This window comes from Amycolatopsis sp. NBRC 101858 (genome assembly GCF_030269325.1).
Lineage (GTDB): Bacteria > Actinomycetota > Actinomycetes > Mycobacteriales > Pseudonocardiaceae > Amycolatopsis > Amycolatopsis ponsaeliensis.
The window spans coordinates 90,004-112,605 of the sequence record NZ_BSTD01000010.1 but is presented as its reverse complement, the minus strand read 5'-3'; the positions used below and the strand labels follow the sequence as shown (position 1 = coordinate 112,605).

At 71.8% G+C, this 22,602-nt stretch carries 28 protein-coding genes; 15 read left to right on the top strand and 13 right to left on the bottom strand.

Features of this window, described 5'->3' with window-relative positions; translation table 11 throughout:
• The first annotated feature begins 155 nt into the window (after positions 1-155).
• The 6 genes from QSK39_RS52730 (at position 156) to QSK39_RS52705 (ending at position 5,245) form a co-directional block, all read left to right on the top strand.
• Complete coding sequence (locus QSK39_RS52730) at positions 156-848, top strand: TetR/AcrR family transcriptional regulator (protein ID WP_285485412.1); 693 nt, start codon at positions 156-158, stop codon at positions 846-848.
• A complete protein-coding gene (locus QSK39_RS52725) occupies positions 845-2,317 on the top strand; it encodes a glycosyltransferase family 39 protein (protein ID WP_285485411.1) in 1,473 nt (490 codons plus the stop codon). The genes QSK39_RS52730 and QSK39_RS52725 overlap by 4 nt, the downstream gene beginning before the upstream one ends.
• Before the next feature lie 202 nt (positions 2,318-2,519).
• Complete coding sequence (locus QSK39_RS52720; protein ID WP_285485410.1) at positions 2,520-3,092, top strand: TetR/AcrR family transcriptional regulator; 573 nt, start codon at positions 2,520-2,522, stop codon at positions 3,090-3,092.
• Between the two features lie 78 nt (positions 3,093-3,170).
• The gene (locus tag QSK39_RS52715; RefSeq protein WP_285485409.1) at positions 3,171-3,947 is read left to right on the top strand and encodes an SDR family NAD(P)-dependent oxidoreductase; all 777 of its coding nucleotides are present in this window, start codon (positions 3,171-3,173) and stop codon (positions 3,945-3,947) included.
• 222 nt (positions 3,948-4,169) lie between these two features.
• Complete coding sequence (locus QSK39_RS52710) at positions 4,170-4,556, top strand: hypothetical protein (RefSeq protein WP_285485408.1); 387 nt, start codon at positions 4,170-4,172, stop codon at positions 4,554-4,556.
• A complete protein-coding gene (locus QSK39_RS52705; RefSeq protein WP_285485407.1) occupies positions 4,553-5,245 on the top strand; it encodes a DUF8548 family protein in 693 nt (230 codons plus the stop codon). The genes QSK39_RS52710 and QSK39_RS52705 overlap by 4 nt, the downstream gene beginning before the upstream one ends.
• Positions 5,246-5,297: 52 nt before the next feature.
• On the opposite strand, the gene QSK39_RS52700 is transcribed toward QSK39_RS52705, so the two are convergent.
• Complete coding sequence (locus QSK39_RS52700) at positions 5,298-6,065, bottom strand: AraC family transcriptional regulator (protein WP_285485406.1); 768 nt, start codon at positions 6,063-6,065, stop codon at positions 5,298-5,300.
• Between the two features lie 109 nt (positions 6,066-6,174).
• On the opposite strand from QSK39_RS52700, the gene QSK39_RS52695 reads away from it, so the two are divergent.
• From QSK39_RS52695 to QSK39_RS52680, 4 genes are all read left to right on the top strand, one after another.
• Positions 6,175-7,104, top strand: a complete 930-nt coding sequence (locus QSK39_RS52695) for an NADP-dependent oxidoreductase (protein WP_285485405.1) — start codon at positions 6,175-6,177, stop codon at positions 7,102-7,104.
• 80 nt (positions 7,105-7,184) lie between these two features.
• A complete protein-coding gene (locus QSK39_RS52690; RefSeq protein ID WP_285485404.1) occupies positions 7,185-7,496 on the top strand; it encodes a hypothetical protein in 312 nt (103 codons plus the stop codon).
• A gap of 42 nt (positions 7,497-7,538) precedes the next feature.
• Positions 7,539-7,898, top strand: a complete 360-nt coding sequence (locus QSK39_RS52685; protein ID WP_285485403.1) for a hypothetical protein — start codon at positions 7,539-7,541, stop codon at positions 7,896-7,898.
• Between the two features lie 20 nt (positions 7,899-7,918).
• Positions 7,919-8,377, top strand: a complete 459-nt coding sequence (locus tag QSK39_RS52680; protein WP_285485402.1) for a GNAT family N-acetyltransferase — start codon at positions 7,919-7,921, stop codon at positions 8,375-8,377.
• A 6-nt stretch (positions 8,378-8,383) separates the two neighbouring features.
• Here QSK39_RS52680 and QSK39_RS52675 read toward each other — a convergent pair whose 3' ends face one another.
• From QSK39_RS52675 to QSK39_RS52665, 3 genes are read right to left on the bottom strand one after another with little or no spacing between them, the layout of a single operon-like run.
• The gene (locus tag QSK39_RS52675; RefSeq protein ID WP_285485401.1) at positions 8,384-8,620 is read right to left on the bottom strand and encodes a muconolactone Delta-isomerase family protein; all 237 of its coding nucleotides are present in this window, start codon (positions 8,618-8,620) and stop codon (positions 8,384-8,386) included.
• A gap of 57 nt (positions 8,621-8,677) precedes the next feature.
• On the bottom strand, positions 8,678-9,025 hold the full coding sequence (locus tag QSK39_RS52670) for an SgcJ/EcaC family oxidoreductase (RefSeq protein WP_285485400.1): 348 nt from the start codon (positions 9,023-9,025) through the stop codon (positions 8,678-8,680).
• A gap of 5 nt (positions 9,026-9,030) precedes the next feature.
• The gene (locus QSK39_RS52665; RefSeq protein WP_285485399.1) at positions 9,031-9,738 is read right to left on the bottom strand and encodes an SDR family NAD(P)-dependent oxidoreductase; all 708 of its coding nucleotides are present in this window, start codon (positions 9,736-9,738) and stop codon (positions 9,031-9,033) included.
• 119 nt (positions 9,739-9,857) lie between these two features.
• Between QSK39_RS52665 and QSK39_RS52660 the strand changes: the two genes are divergently transcribed.
• Positions 9,858-10,808, top strand: a complete 951-nt coding sequence (locus tag QSK39_RS52660; RefSeq protein ID WP_285485398.1) for a LysR family transcriptional regulator — start codon at positions 9,858-9,860, stop codon at positions 10,806-10,808.
• Here QSK39_RS52660 and QSK39_RS52655 read toward each other — a convergent pair.
• On the bottom strand, positions 10,759-11,547 hold the full coding sequence (locus QSK39_RS52655) for an SDR family NAD(P)-dependent oxidoreductase (protein ID WP_285485397.1): 789 nt from the start codon (positions 11,545-11,547) through the stop codon (positions 10,759-10,761). The two genes, QSK39_RS52660 and QSK39_RS52655, sit on opposite strands and share 50 nt — an antisense overlap.
• Positions 11,548-11,634: 87 nt before the next feature.
• On the opposite strand from QSK39_RS52655, the gene QSK39_RS52650 reads away from it, so the two are divergent.
• Entirely contained in the window at positions 11,635-12,537 is a 903-nt protein-coding gene (locus tag QSK39_RS52650; protein WP_285485396.1) for a LysR family transcriptional regulator, read from the top strand.
• A gap of 56 nt (positions 12,538-12,593) precedes the next feature.
• Positions 12,594-13,445: a helix-turn-helix domain-containing protein gene (locus tag QSK39_RS52645; RefSeq protein WP_285485395.1), complete on the top strand. Its 852-nt coding sequence runs from the start codon at positions 12,594-12,596 to the stop codon at positions 13,443-13,445.
• Between the two features lie 7 nt (positions 13,446-13,452).
• Here the strand turns inward: QSK39_RS52645 and QSK39_RS52640 are convergent, their stop codons facing one another.
• The 3 genes from QSK39_RS52640 to QSK39_RS52630 all read right to left on the bottom strand — a co-directional run bounded on the left by QSK39_RS52640 (position 13,453) and on the right by QSK39_RS52630 (position 15,996).
• Positions 13,453-13,776 (bottom strand): hypothetical protein, encoded by a 324-nt coding sequence (locus QSK39_RS52640; protein ID WP_285485394.1) that lies wholly within the window; start codon positions 13,774-13,776, stop codon positions 13,453-13,455.
• 68 nt (positions 13,777-13,844) lie between these two features.
• The gene (locus tag QSK39_RS52635; protein WP_285485393.1) at positions 13,845-15,350 is read right to left on the bottom strand and encodes an MFS transporter; all 1,506 of its coding nucleotides are present in this window, start codon (positions 15,348-15,350) and stop codon (positions 13,845-13,847) included.
• A gap of 49 nt (positions 15,351-15,399) precedes the next feature.
• On the bottom strand, positions 15,400-15,996 hold the full coding sequence (locus QSK39_RS52630) for a TetR/AcrR family transcriptional regulator (RefSeq protein ID WP_285485392.1): 597 nt from the start codon (positions 15,994-15,996) through the stop codon (positions 15,400-15,402).
• Between the two features lie 95 nt (positions 15,997-16,091).
• Between QSK39_RS52630 and QSK39_RS52625 the strand changes: the two genes are divergently transcribed.
• On the top strand, positions 16,092-16,757 hold the full coding sequence (locus QSK39_RS52625; RefSeq protein ID WP_285485391.1) for an SDR family NAD(P)-dependent oxidoreductase: 666 nt from the start codon (positions 16,092-16,094) through the stop codon (positions 16,755-16,757).
• Positions 16,758-16,793: 36 nt separating this feature from the next.
• Entirely contained in the window at positions 16,794-17,681 is an 888-nt protein-coding gene (locus QSK39_RS52620) for a MurR/RpiR family transcriptional regulator (protein ID WP_285485390.1), read from the top strand.
• A 6-nt stretch (positions 17,682-17,687) separates the two neighbouring features.
• Here the strand turns inward: QSK39_RS52620 and proC are convergent, their stop codons facing one another.
• Genes proC through QSK39_RS52595 form a run of 5 tightly spaced genes read right to left on the bottom strand, consistent with a single transcriptional unit; the run spans position 17,688 to position 22,581 of the window.
• Complete coding sequence (gene proC / locus QSK39_RS52615) at positions 17,688-18,461, bottom strand: pyrroline-5-carboxylate reductase (protein ID WP_285485389.1); 774 nt, start codon at positions 18,459-18,461, stop codon at positions 17,688-17,690.
• Positions 18,458-19,432 (bottom strand): proline racemase family protein, encoded by a 975-nt coding sequence (locus tag QSK39_RS52610; RefSeq protein ID WP_285485388.1) that lies wholly within the window; start codon positions 19,430-19,432, stop codon positions 18,458-18,460. The genes proC and QSK39_RS52610 overlap by 4 nt, the downstream gene beginning before the upstream one ends.
• Positions 19,429-20,355 carry a threonine ammonia-lyase gene (locus QSK39_RS52605; protein ID WP_285485387.1) on the bottom strand — a complete coding sequence of 309 codons (927 nt, stop codon included), beginning with the start codon at positions 20,353-20,355 and terminating at the stop codon, positions 19,429-19,431. The genes QSK39_RS52610 and QSK39_RS52605 overlap by 4 nt, the downstream gene beginning before the upstream one ends.
• Positions 20,348-21,751 carry a serine hydrolase domain-containing protein gene (locus tag QSK39_RS52600; protein ID WP_285485386.1) on the bottom strand — a complete coding sequence of 468 codons (1,404 nt, stop codon included), beginning with the start codon at positions 21,749-21,751 and terminating at the stop codon, positions 20,348-20,350. Before QSK39_RS52600 ends, QSK39_RS52605 begins: the two co-directional genes overlap by 8 nt.
• The gene (locus QSK39_RS52595) at positions 21,748-22,581 is read right to left on the bottom strand and encodes a PHB depolymerase family esterase (RefSeq protein WP_285485385.1); all 834 of its coding nucleotides are present in this window, start codon (positions 22,579-22,581) and stop codon (positions 21,748-21,750) included. The genes QSK39_RS52600 and QSK39_RS52595 overlap by 4 nt, the downstream gene beginning before the upstream one ends.
• Positions 22,582-22,602 lie beyond the last annotated feature (21 nt).

Sequence of the window (22,602 nt, the reverse complement as noted above, 5' to 3'; positions counted from 1 at the left end):
ATGAGGGTTGGCCGTGTCCGAGATGACTCGCAGACCGAAAGGCGGCCGAAGAGGGATCTCGGGCGTGGCCGCCGGTCTCGATCCGGTCGTCGACGGACAGCACGTTCCACGAGAGCAATATTGACTGACTGAGTCAGTCAAGAAAGACTGCCCGCATGGCAGGACGCACTCCCACGCGTTCGTTGGCAGACGTCGCCGACGCGGCCGCGCGGGTCTTCACCCAGCGCGGGTACCGGGAAGCCGGCATTTCCGACGTGGCGAAGGCACTCGGCCTCAGTCATGGCGCGCTCTACACCTACGTCCAGAGCAAGGAGGCACTGCTCTACGTCGCACTGGCCTGGGCCATCGGCCCGGAACTGCTGGACGGGCTCGAGACTCCCGTGCGGCTGTCCTCCGAAGACGAGATCGTCACGCTGGCGCGGCGGTGGACCGAAGCCGAAGAATTTCCGCGGTTGGCCGCCGCCATGAGCAGGCGGCGCGTCGAGTCGGCCCGTGAGGAGTTCGGCGAGATCGTCGACGAGCTCTACGGCTTCATCGAGCGCAACCGGGGCGTCCTCGCGCTCGTCGCGCAGTGCGCCCGCGAACTGCCGGAGATGTTCCAGTTCTGGTTCGTGCAGCGCCGCCGGGGCCTCTTCGAAGACCTGAGCGACTACCTGCGCAAACGCATCCGGTCCGGCCACCTGCGGGCGGTGCCCGACGTGCCCACGGCCGCCCGGTTCATCGCCGAAACCGTGGCCTGGTTCGCCTGGCACCGGCTGGGTGACCCCGACTCCGCGATGCTGACCGACGACCAGTGCCGGGCCACCGTCCACCACCTGCTGACCAGCGCATTCCTGCGGGAATCGTGAGCGCCACCGAGAACCTGACCACCACCGGCAGACAGCCGAAGCTCGCCGGGAGACCGGTGCTGGCCATCGCCGCCGTCGCGGCTGTCGTGCACCTCGTGGTCGCCGCCCGGTACGGCTGGCACCGCGACGAGTTCTACTACGTGATCACCGGCCGGCACCCCGCCTGGGGCTACGTCGACCAGCCACCCCTGACGCCGCTGCTGGCCCGGTGGGCCGCCGAGCTGCCCGGCGGGGTGCTGCCGCTGCGGGTCCTCGCGATCGCCTGCCAGGCCGGCTGCGTCGTGCTCGGCGCCAAGCTGGCCGCGGAGTTCGGCGGCAGCGCACGCGCCCAGGCCATCGCCGCCGGCGCGACCGCGGCCAGTGTCGCGTTCGTCTCGGCGTCGGTGCTGTTCGGCACGACCGTGACCGACCAGCTGGTCTGGGCGGCGATGTTCGTCGCCGTCGCGCGGGCGCTGCGGCTGCGCACGACGGCGGCGTGGCTGCTCACCGGGGTGCTCGGGGGCATCGGCCTGGAGAACAAGGACACCGTGGTCGTCCTGCTGCTCGGCGTCGCGATCGGCCTGCTGGGGTGGCACCGGGACGCGCTGCGCGCACCCGGCCCGTGGCTCGCCGGCGCCGTGGCCGTGCTCCTGGCCGTCCCGAACGTGGTGTGGGACGCGCGCAACGGCTGGCCGAACCTGGCGATGGCGCAGGTGCTGAGCGACCGGACCGGCGGCCCGCTCGGCTCCCTGGCGCAACTGCCCCTGCTGCCGCTGCTCGCGGGTCCGCCGCTCATCGTGCTGTGCGTGCTCGGAGTCCGCCGGCTGGGCTGGGGCCCGGGCCGCGGCCACCGGTGGGCGCTGGCGATCGTGGTGACCGCGATCGTCGTGTTCACCCTCGGCGGCGGCAAGCCCTACTACCCGGCGCCCGCGCTGATCGCGCTGTTCGCGGCCGGCGCGGTGCACGCCGAGGCGACCAGCCGGGGCCGACGCCGCTGGCCCGCCGTGATCGTCCTGTCAGGACTGATCGCCATCGTGATCGGCTACCCTGTCCTGCCGGCCCGCGACCAGAACGCGTTGCGCGCGCTCAACCCCACCGTCATGGAAACGTACGGCTGGCCCGAATTCGCCGGCCAGGTCAAGGCCGCGGAAGACCGGATGCCACCCGGCACCCCGATCTTCACCAGCAACTACGGCGAAGCCGGCGCGCTCACCATCGTCGGCGGACTGACGGAACCGATCCTCAGTGGACAGAACGCCTACAGCTTCTGGGAACCACCGGCCGGCCAACCGGACACCGTGCTGTGCGTCGGCGAGTTCAAAATCTCCTACCTGCGGCGATTCTGGTCGGACGTACGCGAAATCGGGCCGATCACCATGCCGGACGTAATCGGCAACCAGGAGACCGACCACCACGCGGCGATCTACGAGTGCCGGGAGCCGCACGGCACCTGGCAGCAGCTGTGGCCGTCACTGCGCCACTACGACTGAGAAGACCGCGGTGGTCATGTTTTCCACGCCGGCATGCCGAAGACCGGCTTGTGGCAATGGTCGGCAGGTCATAGCCGATAGGGATGGATTTTGATCTTCTCCGGCCCGGTTGGCACGGGCCCCCGCTGCGGCGCACCACTCCACCCGGTGACGCCGGTCACACATCTTGACTGCCTACCAACTAGAAGGTAGAAATTGTCGCGTGACCACGACAGCGGATCGGATCCTGGACAGCGCTCAGACGCTCGTGCAGGTTCGGGGGTACAACGGCTTCTCCTACGCCGACATCAGTGCTGAGCTGTCCATCACGAAGCCGAGCATCCACCACCACTTCCCCACCAAAGCCGCGCTGGCCGAGGCGCTGATCGCGCGTTACCGAGAACGGTTTGCCGTAGCGCGAAAGGAAGTCGACGACGACGCGGCGGGCGCGCGGCAGCGCCTCGTGGGCTATGCCGGGCTGTACGCCGAGACCTTTGCCCAAGGCGGCCGCATCTGCCTCTGCGGCGTCTTCGCCGTGGATGCGGAAAGCCTGCCCGTTCAGGTACGGCAGGCGACGGACGCCTTCTTCGCCGATCAGCGGCACTGGGTGGCCGGCGTGCTGGCCGAGGCGGGCATGCCCGCCACCCGGACCGGCGCGGCGGCCGAGGCTTACCTGGCGTCCCTGGAGGGGGCGCTGCTCCTGGCCCGCGCCCACGGGCAGCCGGACGCCGCCGTCGGGCCGGATCGGGATGTGGTCCGGTCGGTGGCGGCGACCTTGGTCGACGCCCTGCTCTGAAAACGCCGCCACGCGCGGCACTTTTTTCATGACCACTCAACCTTCCAACTAGTAGGTAGTCAGATGAGGAGAACCACCATGGAACAGGACTTCACCGGTCGCAAGCTCGTCGTCGTCGGCGGTAGCAGCGGCATGGGCCGTCAGATCGCCGAGGACGTCGTCAGCCGCGGCGGCAGCGCGGTCGTCATCGGTTCCCGCCTCGAACGGGTCGAGAAGACCGTGGCCGACCTGGCCACCCGCGGACAGGCGTGGGGCATCACCGCCGACCTGCGCGATCCCGCCGAGGTGACGCGGGTCCGCGAGGAACTGGCCGGCCAGCACGCCGACACGACGTTGCTGGTCAACGCGGCAGGCGTGTTCAAGCCGCTGCCGTTCCTCGACCACACCCCCGCCGACTACGACGCCTACCTGGACCTGAACAAGGCCACCTTCCTGATCACCCAGACCGTGGCGCGGAACATGGTGGACAGCGGCCGCGGTGGCGCCATCGTCACCATCGGCAGCATGTGGGCGAAGCAGGCCATCGCCGCGACCCCGTCATCGGCGTACTCGATGGCCAAGGCCGGCCTGCACGCCCTGACCCAGCATCTCGCTCTGGAACTGGCCGCCCACAAGATCCGGGTCAACGCCATCTCCCCGGCCGTGGTGGCCACCCCCATCTACGAGGGCTTCATCCCACCGGCCGAGGTCGACACCGTCCTGGCGGGATTCAACGCCTTCCACCCGATCGGCCGGATCGGCACCACCGAGGACATCTCCGCCGTGGCCACCTTCCTCCTGTCCGACCAGGCCGGCTGGGTAACCGGCGCGATCTGGGACGTCGACGGCGGCGTCACGGCAGGCCGAAACCAGTAACCATCGAGGCACTGCCAGGCCTGTACGGGTTTCACGGTTCGGAGCCCGTACAGGCCTTCGCTCCTTGGGTGCTCAGCACTTCGCCCACCACAAGGCACAACTGCGGATACCACCGGGTCGAGGTCAGCCGAACGTAACGGCGCAGCCGCCGCACGCGACTTGCCGAAGTCCGATCGGAACGCGGAGGGGACGGCTGTGCCGAGTGTGTGGAACCGACTGTCGGTGCTGGAGAAGGTCGTCAACGTCCTGCGTGAGGTGACCCCCGAGCCGCCGCGTCACCACCTCGGCCGCCCCTACGCCACGGCCTATCAGCTGGCCATCGCGCTCGACACGAGGTACCCCGAGGTCGCCCGTGAGCTGGGCTTCGAGATCGGCGGCGCCGACACCGGCCGCCACAACAGTCTCGCGCAGTACCTGGGCCGGCAGTTGTCGACGCGCATCGCCCGCGAAGGCGACATGAGCGCGATCGAAGGGGCTTTCCTGTCCGGCGACCACATGGTGGCCCTGGAATTCGTCGATGCCCACGGCGGCCACCACGCCAGCAGCCTCGTCGACAGCGGCTTCCCGCTGACGATGTTCCGCCTCCGCCCTGTCGAAGGACGGCCATGACCGCTGCCTCGGACGTTCAGCGTCTGGTCGAAGCGGCGACCGGGCTCGACATCCGGCCCCGCGCCCGTCGCTGGGCGCACCTGCCGGTGTGCGTGCTCGACGCAGTCTTCTCGATCAACGCCCGGTACACCAGCACAATCTCTGTCTGCGACCGCTACGCGAAGCACCAGGGTCTCGTACCCCACCTGGTCGACGTCGCCGACTTCGCCACCGTGGCCGGCACCACCGCCGAGCAGCCCGTCGACGCGCTGGCAGAACTGGGCCGCCGGCTGGGGCCGGACCGGTTCGCCGCCGAAGTCCTGGAGAACCGGGGCCGCACCAGCACGCGAGGCGGCGTGCTCAAGGCGGACGCCGCGGTGCGCTACGCCGAAGTCCTCGCCGACTCCGGCGTGCACACCCTCGGCGACGTGACCACGCTGCTGTCCGACCTCAGCCGGCTCGACGCCGTGGAAAGGCAGCTGCGAGCCGTCCCCGGCAACGGCGGGCACGACGTCCGGCTCGGCTACCTCTGGATGCTGGCCGGTAACGACGAGCAGGTGAAGCCGGACCGGAAGGTGCTTCGCTGGCTTAGTCGCCACCTCGGCCACGAGGTCGACGTCCCGGCCGCACGGCGGCTGCTCGCCGAAGCCGCCGCCGAGCTGGACCGGACGCCCTGGGAACTCGACCACGCGATCTGGAAGGCCGCTTGACCGGAGATCTCGGCCTCGTAGCTGGTGTTGCCGCCGACGCCGCCGGCCGACGCTAGCCGCATGCTGCGGCGCGGTAGCGGCCGGGAGTCTGGCCGACGAGGTCGGTGAACGCGTCGATGAAGCTGCTCGGGTTCGCCCAGCCCAGTCGCATTGCCGTGTCGGTGACCGAGGTGCCCGCGCAGAGTTCGAGCATGGCCCGCTGGATGCGCAACAGCGTGCGCCACTGGTGAAAGCTCATCGACAGTTCGCTGCCGAACAGGCGGCTGAGGGTTCGTTCGCTCGAACCGGTGCGGCGGCCCAGTTCGGCCAGCGTCGCCGGGCCGGCCGGGTCGGCGTGCAGCAGGTCGGTGACGGCCTTGAGGCGAGCGTCGCCCGGTTCCGGGAGGCGCAGGGGTTCCTGGGGAGCCCGGGCGAGTTCCGAGATGACGACCTCGAGCAGCAGCCGGCCGCGAGGGCTTTCGGCCGGTTCGTGGTCGGCGAGCAGCGCCAGGTAGGCCTCGCGCATCAGCGCGCTGGCGGCGAACACCGACGGCTCGGGTGGCAGGTGCCCGGCCAGTGCCGCCGGAACGCGGAGCAGCCGGACGTGGGTCTCGCCGTGCGAACGGCTGCTGTGCACGGAGAACGGGGGCACCCAGGTGATGCGGTTCGCCGGCGCCACCCAGGTCCCGACGGCGGTCGTGGTGACCAGTGCCCCGGAGGCGGCGTACCTGAGCTGACCGAAGTCGTGGAAGTGCGCGGCGACGTCCTCGCCGTGGGCCAGGGGCCCGCAGACCGCCGAATCGCCGGCCGAGAAGACCGGCTCGTGGACAAGTTCGGTCACACCCTGCACCCTAGCCCGCGTTCGCGGGCCGCCGGGCGTGGCGGGTTATCGGGATTTCCTGGCGCGACAACGGTGGTACGGGCGCGCAGCGGCGACCATCGTCGGTGTCATGCGAGTCATCACCCAGCACACGTTCGGGGGCCCCGAGGTCCTCACCATCGTGGACGCACCCGAGCCCCGCGCCCTGCCGACCGAGGTCCTCGTCCGGGTCGAGGCGATCGGGCTGAACCCTCTCGAGCCGCGCCTGCGCGCCGGCGAATTCCCGTTGCTCGGCCCGCCGCCGTTCGTCCTCGGCTGGGACATCAGCGGCGTGGTCGAGGAGGCGCCGCAGACGTGGCGGTTCCGGCCCGGCGACGAGGTGTTCGGGATGCCGCTGTTCCCGCGGGCGGCGAGCGCGTACGCCGAGATCGTGGCGGCGCCGGCGTTGCACCTGGCGCACAAGCCGGCCTCGCTCTCGCACGTCGAGGCGTCGGCGTTGCCGGTCGTCGGGCTGACGGCGTGGCAGGGCCTGGTCGACCTCGGCGGCGTGACCGAGGGCGACCGCGTCCTGATCCACGGCGGCGGCGGCGGAGTCGGCCACGTCGCGATCCAGATCGCGAAAGCGCTGGGCGCGCACGTGATCACGACGGCGAGCGGGAGCAAGCGGGAGTTCGTCGAGGGGTTCGGCGCCGACGAAGTGATCGACTACACGACGGCCGACTTCACCGAGACGGTCCAGGACATCGACGTCGTGCTCGACACCCTCGGCGGCGACGCCGTCGAGAGGTCGCTCGGAGTGCTTCGCCCGGGAGGTCATCTGGTGACGGCGGTCGCCGAGGAGGACACGGAGCTCGCGGCCAAGTTCGAGGCGGCGGGTATGCGTTTCAGCGGCATCGGGGTCGACCCCGATCCGGTCGCGCTGCGCGGCCTCGTCGACCTCGTCGAAAGGGGCAAGCTGCGGGTCCACGTGGAGGAGACGTTCCCGTTCGACCGCATCGCCGACGCCCACCGCCGGATCGAGCGCGGCCACCTCCGGGGCAAGATCGTCCTCACCGTCTGAAGTCCGGCGCCTGGGCGTCCTCTCGGGCCGATGACCGTGCGCCCGTAGCATTGCCTCGTCGGTCTTGGAGGAGGAAGCCGTTGGATCTCACGGACAGGCGCGCGGCAGTCACCACGCTTTTCGAGGCTCACCGCAAGGCGCCGTTCCCGAGTCGATGGCGCGGTGCCGACGTGGCAGGCTTCGACATGGTGATGCTCGACGCAGACCCAGCCGGTTGCGTCTCGGCCTGGCTGGAGCACCTCGGCATCTTGGACGACCGGAGACGGAACGTCCTCGCCGAATGCGAACAACGACTCATTCGGGTCATCCCCGAACTGGACGCCGACGGTCGCGAGTACTACCAAAGGCTTCTGGACATGACGATCTTGATATTGGCGGCAGACTTCCCGTAGTGGCAACACTGGCACGGTGGCCGATCGACATACTCTGCTCGGGTGATCGAGATCGGTTCGCGGGCGCGCGCGCTGCCGGCGCCTCCACCTGTCGTCTGGGACTCGCTCGTGGAGCCGCGTCGGCCAGCGGCCCGTCCGTGGCTCCACTTGCTGGCCGACGAAGTCGATCCCCGAGTCCTGAGCTCGGAGAAGCCCGGTCAGGTGGTGTGGTCCTCGCTGTGGCCGAGCCGGCCCGATGACCGGATCCACTTCGCGCTCACAGCCTCCTCCGACGGAGGGACCCTGCTGAGGTTCACGTTGCTCACCCCTGGCGAACTCCCCGACCAGAGCAAGACCGGACACCTCCGGAAACGGCTCAACCAGCTGCTGTTCGCCGATCTCCGGTTCTCCTACGGACAGTGAGACCAGTACGATCTTCGGTCATGACCAGGGACGAGTTCGTGCCAGCCGGCTTCGAACCGCCGACTTCGCTCGTCGCCGGCCGGTTCCGCCTCGAACCGCTGGGGCCGCAGCACAATCCGGCTGATCACGCCGCCTGGATGTCGAGCATCGAGCACATCCGCTCCACTCCCGGCTATCACGGCCGCACCTGGCCACCGCGCGACGGCATGACGCTCGAGGAGAACCTCGCCGACCTCCGCCGCCACGCCGACGACTTCACCCGGAACGCCGGTTTCACCTTCACGGTTCTCGACGCACGCGACGACGACGTCATCGGTTGTGTCTACCTGTACCCCTCGTCCTCCGAGGAGTGGGACGTCACCGTGCGGTCCTGGGTGCGAGCCGACAGATCGGGCCTCGACGTGCCGCTCGCTGACGCCGTCGCGCGCTGGCTCGGCACGGACTGGCCTTGGAAGCGCGTGGACCGCTGCGGTCGCTGAGCGCGGCTACGCTCGGCCCGGGTCACTCGGATGTGGCTTCAGCGGCGTCACCGTCACCGTCATCCACGCGTGCAGCGGCATCGACTCCAGCACCTGCCGCAACTCCTCCTCGTCACCCGCAGCGAACAACCCGATCGTGTGCCACTCCCCCGGGCCCTCCGGTGGCTTCCACAGCCGCCGGATGTGGTCCTGGGCCGCCAGTTCCTTGCTCCGGGCCGCCTCGCGGCGGCGCGTGTCGGCCACCTCTTCGTCGGACGTTCCCGGGGGGGACCGTCGTCCTCATGTCGACGAGGAACTCCATCACAGCCTCGAAACCTGGTAGTGGGCGATCAGCCACGCGTCACCCACGCGGCGGACGATCACGCTCAGGTGCACCGAAATCGGCTCCCGGTCCGTGAACGCGAAGTCGACGCTCACGTACCCGAGGATCACGTCTTCGGCCAGCCGGCGGGTCTCCACGATCCGGTACTCCGCCGTCATGCCCGGCGGCTGGGAGTCGTAGTACGCCGCCACGCCGTCGCGGCCCACGCTGTACGGGTGCAGGCCCTGGAAGATCGCGTCTTCGGTGAACGACGCCGCCACGCGCTTCGGGTCGTGGGCGTCGACCGCCGACTTCCAGGCGTCCAGCACCCCGGTGAGAATGTCCATGGTGCTCAGTGTCCCGCGCTCTGGCCGCCGTCGACGTGCAGGATCTCGCCGGTGACGAACGGCGCGCCCTCCAGGTACACGACCGCGTCGACGATGTCGCCCGGGTCGCCCATCCGCCCGACCGGGTGCAGGCCCGCGAGCGCGTCGTGCGTCGACGCCGGGTGCATCGGGGTGCGGATGATGCCCGGCGACACGGCGTTCACGCGGACGCCGCGCGCGGCGTACTCGATGGCCAGCGACTTCGTCACCGAGTTCAGGCCGCCCTTGGTCAGCGACGCCAGCGCCGACGGGACCGCGCTGTTCGCGTGGTCGGTCAGGCTGGTGGTGACGTTGACGACGTGCCCGCCGCCGACCTCCAGCATCGCCGCGATCGCGCGCCGGGTGACCTCGAAGAAGCCGCGCAGGTTGACGCCGGTCACGAGGTCGAAGTCCGCCGCGGTGTACTCGGTGAACGGCTTGGCGACGAAGACGCCGGCGTTGTTGACCAGCGTGTCGACGCGGCCGAACGTCGCCAGCGCCTGGTCGATCACGTGGGCGCCGACGGCCGGGTCGGCGATGTCGCCCGCGACGGCCAGGATCCCGGCGTCACCCGACGGGGTGATGGACCGCGAGTTCGCGACGACGGCGTAGCCGAGCTTGCGGTACGCCTCGACCACGGCCGCGCCGATGCCCTGCGAGGCGCCGGTGACGACCGCGACCTTCTGGGTGCTCATGAAAACCTCCAAGTGAGTGGTGCTTCCTGAGCCGAGGATGGGCCGGGCGAACCCGGTCCGCCACGACCGGTTCGCTCTCAGCTGGGAGGCGCGGACTCCCACCGCACTAAGCTCCCGGTATGGAGCTACGCCAGCTTCGGTACTTCGTGGCCGTCGCCACCGAACTGAACTTCGGCCGGGCCGCGGAGCGGCTGCGCATCGCCGGGCCTTCGCTGTCCCAGCAGATCAAGGCGCTCGAACGCGACCTCGGCGTCCGCCTCTTCGACCGCGACCGCCGGTCGGTCACGCTCACCGAATGCGGGGAATCGCTGCTGCCGCAGGTGCTCGCGCTGCTGGAGCAGGCCGACGCGCTCCGCCGCTCGGCGGCCGGGATCGCCGCGCGCGAGCCGGTGCGGCTGGGCTACGTCAACTGGCGGCCCGCCGACCTGGTCGACCGCGTCGCGGGGGTCGCGCACCTGCACGTCGACACGTGGGTGCTGCCGTCGCACGCCCAGCTGGGCCGGGTCGCCGACCGGAGCATCGACCTGGCGATCTGCTGGGCGCGGGCGGCCGACCTGACCGAACGCGACCTGGTCGCCCACCTGCTGAGTGCGGACCGCCTCCACGCGATCGGCACGGGCAGCGCGGAGGTCGCGGCGAAGGACGTCCTCGTGCTCGTCGACGACGACACCGCCAGCTGGGCGTCGTGGAACGTCTACGCCGCGGAATTCGCGCGGGTCACCGGCGCCGAGGTCGTGCGCACGCACGACGGCGGTGTGACCGGCCCGGCGTTCTTCGACCACGTCCGCCGGCTGCGCCGCCCGGTGCTCAACTCGCCGAAGGGCCAGACGACGCCGGTGCCGCCGGACCTCGCGCGCCGGCCGGTGACCGGGCCGGCGCCCCTGTGGACGTGGTCGCTGGTGTCCCGCCGCGACGAGACCCGCGCGCCGGTCCTGGCGACGATCGCGGCGCTCACCCGGGACGTCGCCGCGCTGGACCTCGACACCGGGTGGGTGCCCGCGGACGACCCGCACGCGGCGCTCAGCCGAACGCCCGCACCGCCACCGGCTGCCAGTCGTTCCACGTCTTGAGCCGGTCCTCGTACACCTCGGTGACCGCGGCCAGCGACTTGCCGAGGAACATCCGGCGCGGCGGGTCGGCGGCGTCCACGAGTTCGAGCACGGCCGCGCGGGTGGCGCGCGGGTCGCCGACGTCCCAGTGGCCCTCACCGGCGGCCGGGTAGTCCGGGTTCGGGGTGCTCCGGCGCGAGCCCACGCTCAGCCAGTCGGTCGCGTAGGGGCCCGGCTCGAGGTTGGTGACGTGGATGCCGAACTCGGCGACTTCCTGCGCCAGGGACTCGGAAAGGCCTTCCAGCGCCCACTTCGACGCGTGGTAGGCGCCGATGCCCGGAAAGGCGAGCACCCCGCCTTCGCTGGTGACCTGGATGATGTGCCCGCGGCGCTGCGCCTGCAGGATCGGCAACGCGGCCTGCGTGCCCCACAGCGCGCCGAAGAAGTTGGTCTCGAGCTGGGCGCGGACGTCGTCCTCGCCGAGTTCTTCGACCCGGCCGAAGTGGCCGTAGCCGGCGTTGTTGACCACGACGTCCAGGCCGCCGAAGTGGTCCGCCGCGCGCCGGACCGCGGCGAACGCGGCGTCGCGGTCGGTGACGTCGAGCCGCAGCGGCAGCACGGCGTCGCCGAAGCGCTCGGCGAGGCCGTCCAGGTCGGCGAGGTTCCGTGCGGTCGCGGCGACCCGGTCGCCGCGCTCGAGGGCGGCCTCGGCCCAGTGGCGGCCGAAGCCCTTCGAAGATCCTGTGATGAACCAAATCATGCTTCCATGCTGCGCCCGGCCAGGCATGAGCACCAGCGATGTCTTCGCACATCTGCTGTGCGCATTGCTCATGGCTAGGCTGGCGGCATGGCAGAAGTGACGCTGACCGGCCTGCGGGTGATCCGCGAGGTGGCGGCCACGGGCTCGTTCACCGCGGCGGCCGCCTCCCTCGGGTACACGCAGTCCGCGATCTCGCGGCAGGTGGCGATGATGGAAGCCGCCGCGGGCACGGCGTTGTTCGAGCGGCACGCCCGCGGGGTGCGGCCGAGCCCGGCCGGGGCGCTGCTGGCCCGGCACGCCACCACCGCGCTGGCGGTGCTCGACTCCGCCGAGCAGGAGCTGGCGGGCCTGCGCGACCGGCTGGCGGGGCGCCTGGCGATCGGCGCGTTCCCGGCCGCGGCGGCGGTCCTGGTCCCCCGCGCGCTGGCGGCGCTGCGCACCCGGCACCCCGGGCTGGCCGTCACGCTCGAGGAAGGCGCGACCCCGGCGCTGCTCGCCCGGCTCCGCGGCGGGCGCACCGAGGTCGTCGTGATCGGCGTCGGCGCCGGGCTGCCCGGCTACGACCTCGCGGGCCTGCACCAGGACGTCCTGACCGACGACGACCTGCGCGTCGCCGTCCCGGCCGGGCACCGGCTCGCCCACCGGCGGCTGGTGGACGTCGCGGACCTGCGTGACGAGACGTGGATCGTCGGCCGCGGCGGCCGCGGCGAACCCCAGTTCGGCGCTTGGCCGACGCTGGCCGAGCCCCGCGTCGGCCACGCGGCCGGTAGCTGGACGACCCGGCTGGGCATGGTGGCGGCCGGGCTCGGCGTCGCGCTGCTGCCCGGCGTGGCGGCCGCGTCGGTGCCGGCCGGGGTCGCGGTCGTCTCCGTCGAAGATCCGGCCTGGCGCGGCCGGGCCGCGGTCGTCGTCACCCGGCAGGGGCGCTCGGCGGGCGCCACCGCGGTCGTCGCGGCCCTGCGCGAGCAGGCCGCCGAGCTGCGCGGCTGAGCGGGGGCAGAAACCTGCCCACCCGGGACCGGCCGGGCCCGGGGACAATCGGCGGTATGGAGCCCACCGGTCAGCCCAAGGAGCTCGGCGACTTCCTCAAGGCACGCCGCGCGCAGCTGAGCCCGCGTGACGTCGGCCTGCCGGAACCCGCTTCGCCGCGACGCGTGGCCGGGCTCCGCCGCGAGGAGGTCGCGCAGCTTGCCGCGATCAGCGTCGACTACCTGACGCGGCTCGAACAGGGGCGCGTGCAGGCTTCGTCGTCGGTCCTCGCCACCCTCGCCCGCGCGCTCCGGCTGAGCGACGACCAGCAGTCCTATGTGCACGAACTGGCCGGCAAGCCCTACCGCCGGCCGCGGCGCCGGGCGGGCGAAAAACTGCGCCCCGCCATGAAAAGGCTGCTCGACCAGCTGGCCGAGACTCCCGCGATGGTGCTGGGCCACCGGCTGGACGTCGTGGCGTGGAACGAGTCGGCGGCGGCGCTGTTCACCGATTTCGCCCGCTACCCGGCGAACCGCCGCAACTACGTGTACCTGCTCTTCGCCGACCCTTCGGTGCGCGCGCTGCACACCGACTGGGAAGAGGCGGCCCGCACGGCGGTGGCGGCCCTGCACCTGGAGGCCGCGCGCGACCCGGACGCGCCGGAGCTGGCGGACCTCGTCGGCGAGCTCGCGGTGCACCACCCGGAGTTCCGCACGTGGTGGGCGGCCCACCACGTGACGAGCGCGGGCTACGGCGTGAAGCGGTACCGCCACCCGGTGGTCGGCGACCTGACGCTGGACTGCGACATGTGGGAAAGCCCCGACGGCAGTGGCCAGCGGCTCATGGTCCTGACGGCCGAGCCGGGCTCGCCGGCCCACGAAGCGTTGCGCATCCTGGCTTCGTGGACCGCCGAGCCCGCCGGCCGCTGAACCGGTGTCAGGCGGCGTGCACGTCGTACGTCAGGTGGTAGTCCGCGCCGGCCAGGGCGTTGAAGAACGCCGTCAGCGTGCCGATTCCCGCCTGCGTGTCGGTGATCGTCACCGTGCCGAGGGTGTCGTCCTTGCCGCCGTCCTCGTCGATCAGCGTCACCTTCACCGAATTCGTGAACGGGCGCAGCGTGTTGAGCGTGACGTCGTCGCCCTTGCCCAGCTTGTGCGGGCCCGAGACCGTGACGCCGTTCATCTGCACGACGACTTCGTCCTTCCCGATCACGTCGTCCTTCTTGACGCACTTCAAGGTCTTGATGTGGAGCTGGGTCATGGTCCCCTCCAGGACAATCGTGGTTGCACTGAAGACAAAGGGACCCGGCGGCAGCCCCAGATACACGGCTACCGGCGCACCAGCACCGCGGCCGCGACGATGCCGGCCACCACGACGGCCGCCAGCGCGAGCATGCTGATCCCCATGCCGTGCGCGAAAGCCGCTCGCGCGGACGCCGCCAGGTTCGCGCCGCCGGGACCCGCCGCCACCGCGAGCGCGCCCGCCAGCGAGCCTTCCGCCGCCTCGCGCGCGGGCGGTGCCAGCGCCGCCGTCGCCGAGCGGACCGAATCCGTGTAACCGGCGGAAAGGACGCTGCCCACGAGCGCGATCCCCAGTGCCGCACCGACTTCGCGCGTCGCGTCGTTGACCGCCGAGGCCACGCCGTACTGCGACGGCGGCACGCTGTCGAGGATCGCGCTCGTCGCCGCCGGGGCCGTCACCCCGATCCCCGCGCCCAGCACACAGACCGCGACCGCCAGAGCGGGGTACCCGCTGCCGGCGTCCAGCTGTCCGATGAGGACCATGCCGGCCACGACGACGGCGAGCCCGGTGCAGGTCACCGCGCGCAGCCCGAACCGGCGGACCAGCGGCGCGGAAGCCAGCGACAGCGGGAAGAGCGTCACGGCGACGGGCCACAGCGCGAGCCCCGACTTCAGCGCCGAATACCCCTGCACCAGCTGGAGGTACTGCGCCAGCGCGTAGAACATCCCGAACGCCGCGGTGAACTGCACGGTCACCGAAACCGACCCGGCCGCGAAGGCCGCGTTGCCGAACAGCCGGACGTCCAGCAGCGGCGACTCGCGCCGCAGCTCGTACCCGACGAACAGCGCGCCCAGCACCAGCCCGCCCGCGATCGACCCGAGGACCGTCGCGCTGCCCCAGCCGAGATCGGCGACGCGCAGGATGCCGAACACCACCGCGCCGATGGCCAGGGCGCTGAGCACCGCGCCGGCGACGTCGAACGCGTGCCGGCGACGGTCGCGCGACGTCGGGACCGTCAGGCTCGCGGCCACCAGGACCACCGACAGCACCGCCGGCCCGAGGAAGACCGAGTGCCACGCGAAGTGCTGCAGCAGCACCCCGGCGAGCACGAGCCCGCCGAGCCCGCCGACACCGGCCACCGCGGCCCAGGTCCCGATGGCCCGGCCGCGGCGTTCCGGCGGGAAGCTCGCGGTGATGATCGACAGCGTGGCCGGCATGATCATCGCCGCGCCGAGGCCCGTGACGGCCCGGGCCGCGATGATCCACGCCGACGTGTCGAGGAAGACCGGCGCGGCGCACCCGGCCGCGAAGACGAGCAGGCCCGCGACGAGCACACCGCGGCGCCCGTGCCGGTCACCCAGCGCACCGGCCGGCAGCACCAGCGCGGCCAGCACCAGCGTGTAGACGTCGACGATCCAGGTCTGCTCGGCCTGGCTCGCGCCGGTGTCGGCGGCCAGCGCCGGCAGCGCGGCGTTCACGATCGTCACCATGGCGATCACCAGGCCGACCGCCGTGCACATGACACCGACCGTCCACACGCGACGGCCGGTCGACAGCACGACGTCGCCGGCCACCTCGGACTCCGCCCGCATGCACCTCTTCCCTCCGGTCTCCCCCGACGCTACGTGCGGGTACCGAGACTCAGGGGCGGGTCCTGTCTCGGTTCGGCGGCCTGAGCACGTCCTCGACGAGCGTGCTCACCAGCCCGCGGGGGACGCTCGACCCCGTCAGGGCGCAGTAGACGATCGGGCCGACCAGGGCGTCCAGGGCGGCGTCGGGCCCGAGCTTCGGTGCGATCTCGCCCGCGTCGATCGCGCGGGTGAGCAGGGCGCGTTCCTCGTCCCGGCGCGGGCCGAGGTAGCGCTCGCGGAAGCTCTGGGCCGTGCCGGGGTCGTGCTGCGCCTGGGCGAGGAGCGCGAGCAGGACCTTGCCCGCCGGGTCGCGGGTGAGGAACCGCGCGAACGCCCGCAGGTAGCCGCGGATGCCATCGGCCGTGGGCTTGTCGGCCGGGACCGGGAAGCGCTTGGCGCTGTCCTCGATCAGCGTGTCGAGGAGGATCTCGACCTTCGACGGCCACCAGCGGTAGATCGTCTGCTTTGCGACGCCGGCACGGCGCGCGATCGCCTCGACGGTCAGCGCGGCGAACCCGTGCTCGACGAGCAGGTCGTCGGCGGCGTGCAGCACGGCCAGGCGCGCGGTCTCATCGCGGCGGTTGCCGGAGCGGGGGCGGTCGGTCATGCGGGACACGATAGCGCGGTTGCCGAGACGCAACGTCTTGTCTAGACGCAACGTCTCGTCTAATCTCGGGCTCCCGACCACTCGAAGGAGTACTCATGTCCGACCGTCAAGCCCTCGTCATCGGTGCCTCCCGGGGCCTGGGGCTCGTCCTGGCCGCCGAGCTCGTCCGCCGCGGCTGGCACGTCATCGCCACCACCCGCGGCGACCCGCGCGCCCTCGGCGGCGGGCTGGAGGTCGAGTCCCTGGAGATGACGAGCGCCGCCGAGCTGGCCGCGCTGCGGGAGCGCCTGGCCGGGCGCCGGCTCGACCTGCTCTTCGTCAACGCCGCGATCGACCGCGGGAACACGCCGATCGGCGACGTCTCGACCGAGACGTTCACCGAGGTCATGGTCACCAACGCGCTGAGCCCGCTGCGGACCGTCGAAGCCCTCGGGGACCTCGTCGTGCCCGGTGGCACCGTCGCGGTCATGTCGTCCGAGCAGGGCAGCGTTTCGCTCAACACCGAGGACGGCTACGAGCTCTACAAGGCCAGCAAGGCCGCGCTCAACCAGCTGATGCGCAGCTACGCGACGCGCACCGCCGGCGACGGGCGGACGAAGCTGCTCATCGACCCCGGCCACAACCGGACGCGGCTCGGTGGCCCCGACGCGCCGCTGGCTCCCGAAGAGAGCGTCCCGGCGGTCGTCGACGTCCTCGAAGCGCAGGCCGGCGTGCCCGGCCTGCGGTTCCTGGACCGGCACGGGCTCGCCGTGTCGTGGTAGCCGCGCTCGGCGCGGGGTCGTGGGTAGGCTTCCGGGGTGAGCGGTCAGGAAGAGGGCCAGGGCCAGCTGGCCGAGCGGATCGGGCAGCGGATCGGCGAGCTGTCGGCCGCCGAGCGGCGGGTGGCCGAGTACCTGTGGAAGCACCCCGGGATGATCGTCCTGTCGACCGCCGGGGAGCTCGGGGAGCTCAGCGGCACCAGTGACGCCACCGTCATCCGGACGGTCAAGTCCCTCGGCTATTCGGGACTGCCCGAGCTCAAGCGCGCGGTGGGCAGGCACGTCGTGTCGGACACGCCGGCCACCCGGCTGCGGCACCGGGTCGAGGAGGCCGGCGACGACAGCGCGTCCCAGCTCGACCAGCTGCTCGCGGAGTCCGTCGACCGCCTGACCGAGACCCGGCGGCTGCTCACCGAGCCCGCGTTCACCCAGGCCGCGGACCTCCTCGCCGGCGCGCGCGAGGTGCTCGGTTACGGCCTCGGCATCGCGGAGCTCCCGATGCGTTACCTGGCGACGCGCCTGCAGCGCCTCGGCCGCCGGGCGCGCAGCACGTCGGCGACGGGGTTCCGGCTCGCCGACGAGCTGCTGCCCCTCGACGCCGGTGACGTGTTCGTGCTGAACGCACCCGAGCGCTTGCTGCCGGACATGACGACGGCGCTGCGCCACGCCCGCGCGGCCGGGGCGGGGATCCTGCTGCTGACGGACTCGCTGGGGGCCACTTTGGACAGTCAGGTGGACGTGACGCTGCCGGCCGTGCGGTCGTCGACGGGGCTCACCCAGGAGGGGCTCAGCACGACCTTGGTGCTGGATTGCCTGCTGCTGGCGGTGGCGAAGCGGGAGCCGGCTGCGGTGTCGGCGAACACGGAGCTGCTGGCCGATCTGCGGGACCGGCTGGCACCACGGGACATGCGCTCGCGGCGCAGCTGAAGCGGCTCACCGCCCCATTTCGACCGACCGGTCCCGCGCCGCCACCACCGCGGCCATCACCGCCGCGCGCAGGGCGCGGCCCTCCAGCTCCCGCATTGCCGCGATCGTCGTGCCTCCCGGGCTGCACACCGCTGCCCGCAACCCCGCCGGGTCCGCGTCCGGGGCGCCCAGCATCCGGCCCGTTCCCTCCGCCGTCGTCAGGACCAGCTCCTCCGCCAGCGGCCGCGGCAAGCCCGCGAGCACCCCAGCGTCGATCATCGCCTCCGCCATCAGCGCGAAGTACGCCGGTCCGCCGCCCGACAGCGCCGTCACCGCGTCCAGCTGACTCTCCGCCACCTCGATCACGCGCCCGAGTGGCGCCAGCATCGTGCGGACGCGGTCGAGGTCCGCCGCCACCGCGTGCGCGCCCCCGGAGATCGCGATCGTGCCCAGGCCCACCGAGACCGGGAGGTTCGGCATCGTCCGCACCACCGCCACCTCGGGCAGGCTCGCCTCCATGCGCGCGATGGGCGTCCCGCCGACCGCCGATACGATCAGTTGGCCCGGCGCCACAAGCGAAGCCAGAGAATCCAGCAGCGCCGCGAAGTGGTACGGCTTCACGACGACGAAAACAGTCGAGGCCGAAGCAACCGCCGATTCCAGCGAAGCCACCGAAACGTCGTACCGCGACTTCAAGTACGAAGCCCGCGAAGGATTCTGCTCCACGACGGTGACGTCCGGACCGAGCCCCGCCAGCAGGGCCTCGCCCATGTTCCCGCCGCCCACGATGGTCGTGCTCATCGCAGCACGAACCCCCTTCCCACTTCGTCGTCCGGATCGAGGCTGAACGTGCACTCGCCGGTCAGGTAGGCGTTTCCCGAAACTTCGGTGGCGACAGACGAGCCGCCGGACAGGACCCGGCCGGTGAACCGGGTCCCGATGATCGAATCGTGCGTCAGCACCGCACCAAGAGGCAGTCGCCCGTCCGCGGCCAGCAACGCGAGCCGAGCGGAAGTCCCCGACCCGCACGGCGACCGGTCGACCTGGCCGTCGGCGAAGATCGTGACGCTCCGCTGGTGCGGTCCCGAAGGCGTGTCGCCGAGGTCGTCGTAGAAGATCGTGCCGTAGATGCCGCTCAAGCGGCTGTCCGCGTGCGACGCCCACGACGTCGCGTTCAGCGCGCCCTTGATCTCGCGCCCGGCCGCGATCAGCTCCGGGTAGTGCGACGGCGAGACCGTCAGCCCCACCGAAGAAGCCGGCACCGACGCGTAGATCGCCCCGCCGTAGCTGACGTCGACGCGCGCCGGGCCCGCCGGAACGTCCCGGCCGATCACGTACGCGTCCACGTTCCGGAAAGCCACCTGCCGCACGACGCCGGCAACGCACGTCACCGCCGCCGTGACCCGCCCGGACGGGACGTCCATGACCACCTCGGTGACGCCGTCGGGCACCGCGGCGACCCGGCCGGTGCGCACCGCCCACGCGCCCAGCGCGATCGTGCCGTGCCCGCACGCCGTCGAGTAGCCGTCCTTGTGCCAGAACAGGACGCCGAACTCGGCGCCGTCGTCGTCGGGCGGGACGAGGAAGCAGCCGTACATGTCGGCGTGCCCGCGCGGCTCCTGCACCAGCAGCTGCCGGACGGCGTCGATCTCCGGGGACGCCTGCGCGGCGGCCCGGCGGTCGAGCACGGTCGCCCCCGGGATGTCCGGTGTGCCCGCCGTGACGATCCGGAACGGCTCGCCGGCGGTGTGGTAGTCGGTCGTCGTGATCATCGCTCTCCCAGGATCGTGGTCAGCAGGCCCAGGTCGATGTTGCGGCCGGAAACGACCAGCACAAGAGGCCGGTCGAGCGGTACCAGCCCGGCGCGCAACGCCGCCAGCGACGTCGCCGAAGCGCCCTCGGCGACGAGCCCGGCGGTCGTCACCAGCTCGCGGACCGACCGGCGGATCGCCGCCTCGGCCACGGCGACCATGGTCACGCCGCAGTCCCGCACGATGCCGGGCGTCACGGACTCCGGTTCCAGGTTGCCGGCCAGCCCGTCCGCGATGGTCTCCCCCATCGCCACCGGCACCACCCGCCCCGCCGCGACGGCGGTCGACAACGCGCGGCACGCCTCGGCTTCCACCCCGATGACGCGGACGTCCTGCGCCGCGCGGCGAGCGCCCAGCGCCACGCCGGAGAGCAGGCCACCGGCCCCGGCCGGGACGACGACCGTGAAGTCGTCGTCCAGCACGCGAGCCACCTCGGTGAGGAGCGTGCTCTGCCCCGCGATGACGTGCGGGTCGTCGTAAGCCGAGACGTACTGCCCGGGCAGCCCGAGCGCGTGCCGCTCGGCGCCGTCGAAGTCGTCGCCCGCGAGGACGAGGTCGATCGGGTACCGCCGCAGCGCCTCGACCTTCACGGCGGCGGCCGTCTTCGGCACCACCACGGTCGCCTCGCACGACAACAGCCGGGAACCGTGGGCGATCCCGAGCGCGTGGTTGCCCGCCGACGCCGTGACGACCGGCTTGCCCGCGTACGCCGTGAGTGCCGCCAGCGCGCCCCGGATCTTGAAGGCGCCGATCGGCTGGGCGCCCTCGTACTTCAGGTACACCGGCACGTCGAGCCCGGCCTGCGGGTACGGGATCAACGGCGTCGGCGGCAGGTGCCGGGACACGACGTCCCACGCCTGGTCGAGCACGGCGGCGTCAAGCACGGGCGGTCCCCCTCGCGGGCGGCAGCTCCGTCGGGCCCGAGTTGCAGTTGACGCGGTGCTCGAGGACGACGTCGTCGCCTTCGAACCGCAGCGTCAGCCGGTCGATGAACGGGCCTTCGAGGAAGTGCCAGGTCAGGTCGAGCACGCCCGGCCCGGCCCACCGCGCGCCGGCCAGGATCGGCGCCGCGTCCTCCTGGTAGGAGTGGTGCAGCCGCCAGACGCTCACGCCCGTGCGCTGCCGCATCCACTCCCCCAGGCCGTGCTCGATCTTGTGCGTCCCCCGGTCGTCTTCGATCCCGAGCCGCACGACACCGGCGTCGACCTCGACGGACAGCGAACGAACACCCTGCTCATCGGCCTCGAAGTCGAAGGCACGAAGGGAAAGCGGACTGTCCACAACGGATTCGAGCGGCTCGGGTTCACGAGCGCGCGTCACCCACTGCGCGAGCGATTCGACCTCGTCCGACGAGAACGCTTCCCGGAACGCCGAGCGCAGCATGCTCGGCAGGTCGTGGTAGGTCGGGTCCGGCATCGCGCCGGTGACCACGACGACGCCGCCGTGGTCCGGGAACACCATGCACTCCTGCCCGAAGAGCCCGGACGCGGAGTAGACGCCGTTCTCGCCGACCCAGAACTGGTAGCCGTACCCGGAGTCGGCGACGGCGTCCGGGCCGGGCGGGACCAGCTCGGTGCCGTTCCACTCGCCGCTCACCGCCTTCCGGACGTGCAGGCCCGACGCCTTGCGCACCCACCCGGCGGGCAGCACGCGACGCCCCTCCCACACGCCGTCCTGCAGGTACAGGACGCCGAACGACAGCAGGTCGCGCGGGCGCAGCGACAACCCGTTGCCGCCGCTGGAAACGCCGGCCGGGTCGCGTTCCCACGTGTAGTCCGTGGCCCCCAGGGGTTCGAACAGCCGCGGCCGCAGGTACTCGTCGACCGGTTCGCCCGCGACCTCCTGCACGATCGCGGACAGGACGTGGCTCGTCGTGCTGCTGTAGCGGAACCCGCGGCCGGGCCGGTCGACGACCGGTTCCTCGAGGAACTCACCGGCCCAGCCGGTCTTGCGCAGCCGGGTCGTCGCACCGGAGAGCCCGCGCGCGTGCCCGGTCCGCATGGTCAGCAGGTCGCGGACGCGCATCCTGGCGTCGAGATCGCTGCCGGGGAAGAAGCCCGCGACCGGGTCTTCCAGCTCCAGCAGTCCTTCGGCCTCGGCGAACCCGACGGCGGTGGCGGTGAAGCTCTTGGTGGCCGAGTGCAGCTTGTGGCGCAGCGACGGCTCGTGCGGCCACTGCCACAGGTCGTGCACCAGCTCGCCGTGCCGGTGCACGAGCAGGGAGTGCACGCGCATGCCGCGCGCGGCGAGAGTGTCCAAAAGGGACTCGATCGGCTTCACCGCACGCTCCGGGCTCCGGCCAGCAGGCCGCCGAGGAAGTCCTGCACCACCGGCGCCACCCCGGTGCCGCGGTGCGCGACGCCGGGAACGACGTCGAACCGGACGTCGATCCCCTGCGAGACGAAGTTGTCGCGCAAGGTCTCCAGCCGGGCGACCCGGGTCTCGCCGGTCGCCTCCACGCCGTCCATCCAGTTCGGGCCGCCGGGGTTCATGATCTCCCAGGTTTCGACGTCCTCGGCGCCGACGACCATCTGCACCGGTACCCGGCGCAGCGCGTCGAGGTCGATGCGGATGCCGAAGCGCTCCTCGAAACCGCCGGTGCCGAGCCACCACGGCAGGCTGTCGTCGAGCTGGGTGATCCGGCCGGGCGCGCCGATCGACACGCCGGCGAGCCGGTCCGGGTGCGCGTAGTAGAAGCGGTGGGCGAACTGGCCGCCGCCGGAGAAGCCGTGGAGGTAGAACCGGTCGCCGCGCGCGTTGAAGGTGGCGGCGGCTTCGTCGACGATGTGCAGCAGCTCTTCGTCGAAGCGGATCCCCTGGTACTCCAGGAACTTGAAGCTGTGCAGCTCGCCCTTTTCGACCAGGCCCGCCGGGAACAGCGGCGTGAGGATCACGCACCGGTGCTCGATCGCGAACGCCTTCCAGCGGTCGCGGTAGAGCTCGGCCGACCGCCCGGTGCCGTGCTGGATGACCACGAGCGGCAGCGGTTCGGCGTCCGGCGTGTGGTCCTTGGGCACGTACAGCGCGTAGAACAGGCGCTGGTCGTGCTGCGAGGCGAAGAAGGGCGTGCCGCCGACGAAGTGGGCGCGCTCGGAGGCGAGGTCGATCATGGAGAGGTGTCCTCCTGGGAC

Coding starts and splice junctions, on each gene's coding strand:
- QSK39_RS52655 (WP_285485397.1), bottom strand. CDS start 11,547: ATGATTTGGTTCATCACAGGATCTTCGAAGGGCTTCGGCCGCCACTGG.
- QSK39_RS52625 (WP_285485391.1), top strand. CDS start 16,092: ATGTCCGACCGTCAAGCCCTCGTCATCGGTGCCTCCCGGGGCCTGGGG.
- QSK39_RS52610 (WP_285485388.1), bottom strand. CDS start 19,432: ATGATCACGACGACCGACTACCACACCGCCGGCGAGCCGTTCCGGATC.
- QSK39_RS52635 (WP_285485393.1), bottom strand. CDS start 15,350: ATGCGGGCGGAGTCCGAGGTGGCCGGCGACGTCGTGCTGTCGACCGGC.
- QSK39_RS52595 (WP_285485385.1), bottom strand. CDS start 22,581: ATGATCGACCTCGCCTCCGAGCGCGCCCACTTCGTCGGCGGCACGCCC.
- proC (WP_285485389.1), bottom strand. CDS start 18,461: ATGAGCACGACCATCGTGGGCGGCGGGAACATGGGCGAGGCCCTGCTG.
- QSK39_RS52660 (WP_285485398.1), top strand. CDS start 9,858: ATGGAGCTACGCCAGCTTCGGTACTTCGTGGCCGTCGCCACCGAACTG.
- QSK39_RS52650 (WP_285485396.1), top strand. CDS start 11,635: ATGGCAGAAGTGACGCTGACCGGCCTGCGGGTGATCCGCGAGGTGGCG.
- QSK39_RS52705 (WP_285485407.1), top strand. CDS start 4,553: ATGACCGCTGCCTCGGACGTTCAGCGTCTGGTCGAAGCGGCGACCGGG.
- QSK39_RS52680 (WP_285485402.1), top strand. CDS start 7,919: ATGACCAGGGACGAGTTCGTGCCAGCCGGCTTCGAACCGCCGACTTCG.
- QSK39_RS52695 (WP_285485405.1), top strand. CDS start 6,175: ATGCGAGTCATCACCCAGCACACGTTCGGGGGCCCCGAGGTCCTCACC.
- QSK39_RS52730 (WP_285485412.1), top strand. CDS start 156: ATGGCAGGACGCACTCCCACGCGTTCGTTGGCAGACGTCGCCGACGCG.
- QSK39_RS52630 (WP_285485392.1), bottom strand. CDS start 15,996: ATGACCGACCGCCCCCGCTCCGGCAACCGCCGCGATGAGACCGCGCGC.
- QSK39_RS52715 (WP_285485409.1), top strand. CDS start 3,171: ATGGAACAGGACTTCACCGGTCGCAAGCTCGTCGTCGTCGGCGGTAGC.
- QSK39_RS52665 (WP_285485399.1), bottom strand. CDS start 9,738: ATGAGCACCCAGAAGGTCGCGGTCGTCACCGGCGCCTCGCAGGGCATC.
- QSK39_RS52670 (WP_285485400.1), bottom strand. CDS start 9,025: ATGGACATTCTCACCGGGGTGCTGGACGCCTGGAAGTCGGCGGTCGAC.
- QSK39_RS52645 (WP_285485395.1), top strand. CDS start 12,594: ATGGAGCCCACCGGTCAGCCCAAGGAGCTCGGCGACTTCCTCAAGGCA.
- QSK39_RS52640 (WP_285485394.1), bottom strand. CDS start 13,776: ATGACCCAGCTCCACATCAAGACCTTGAAGTGCGTCAAGAAGGACGAC.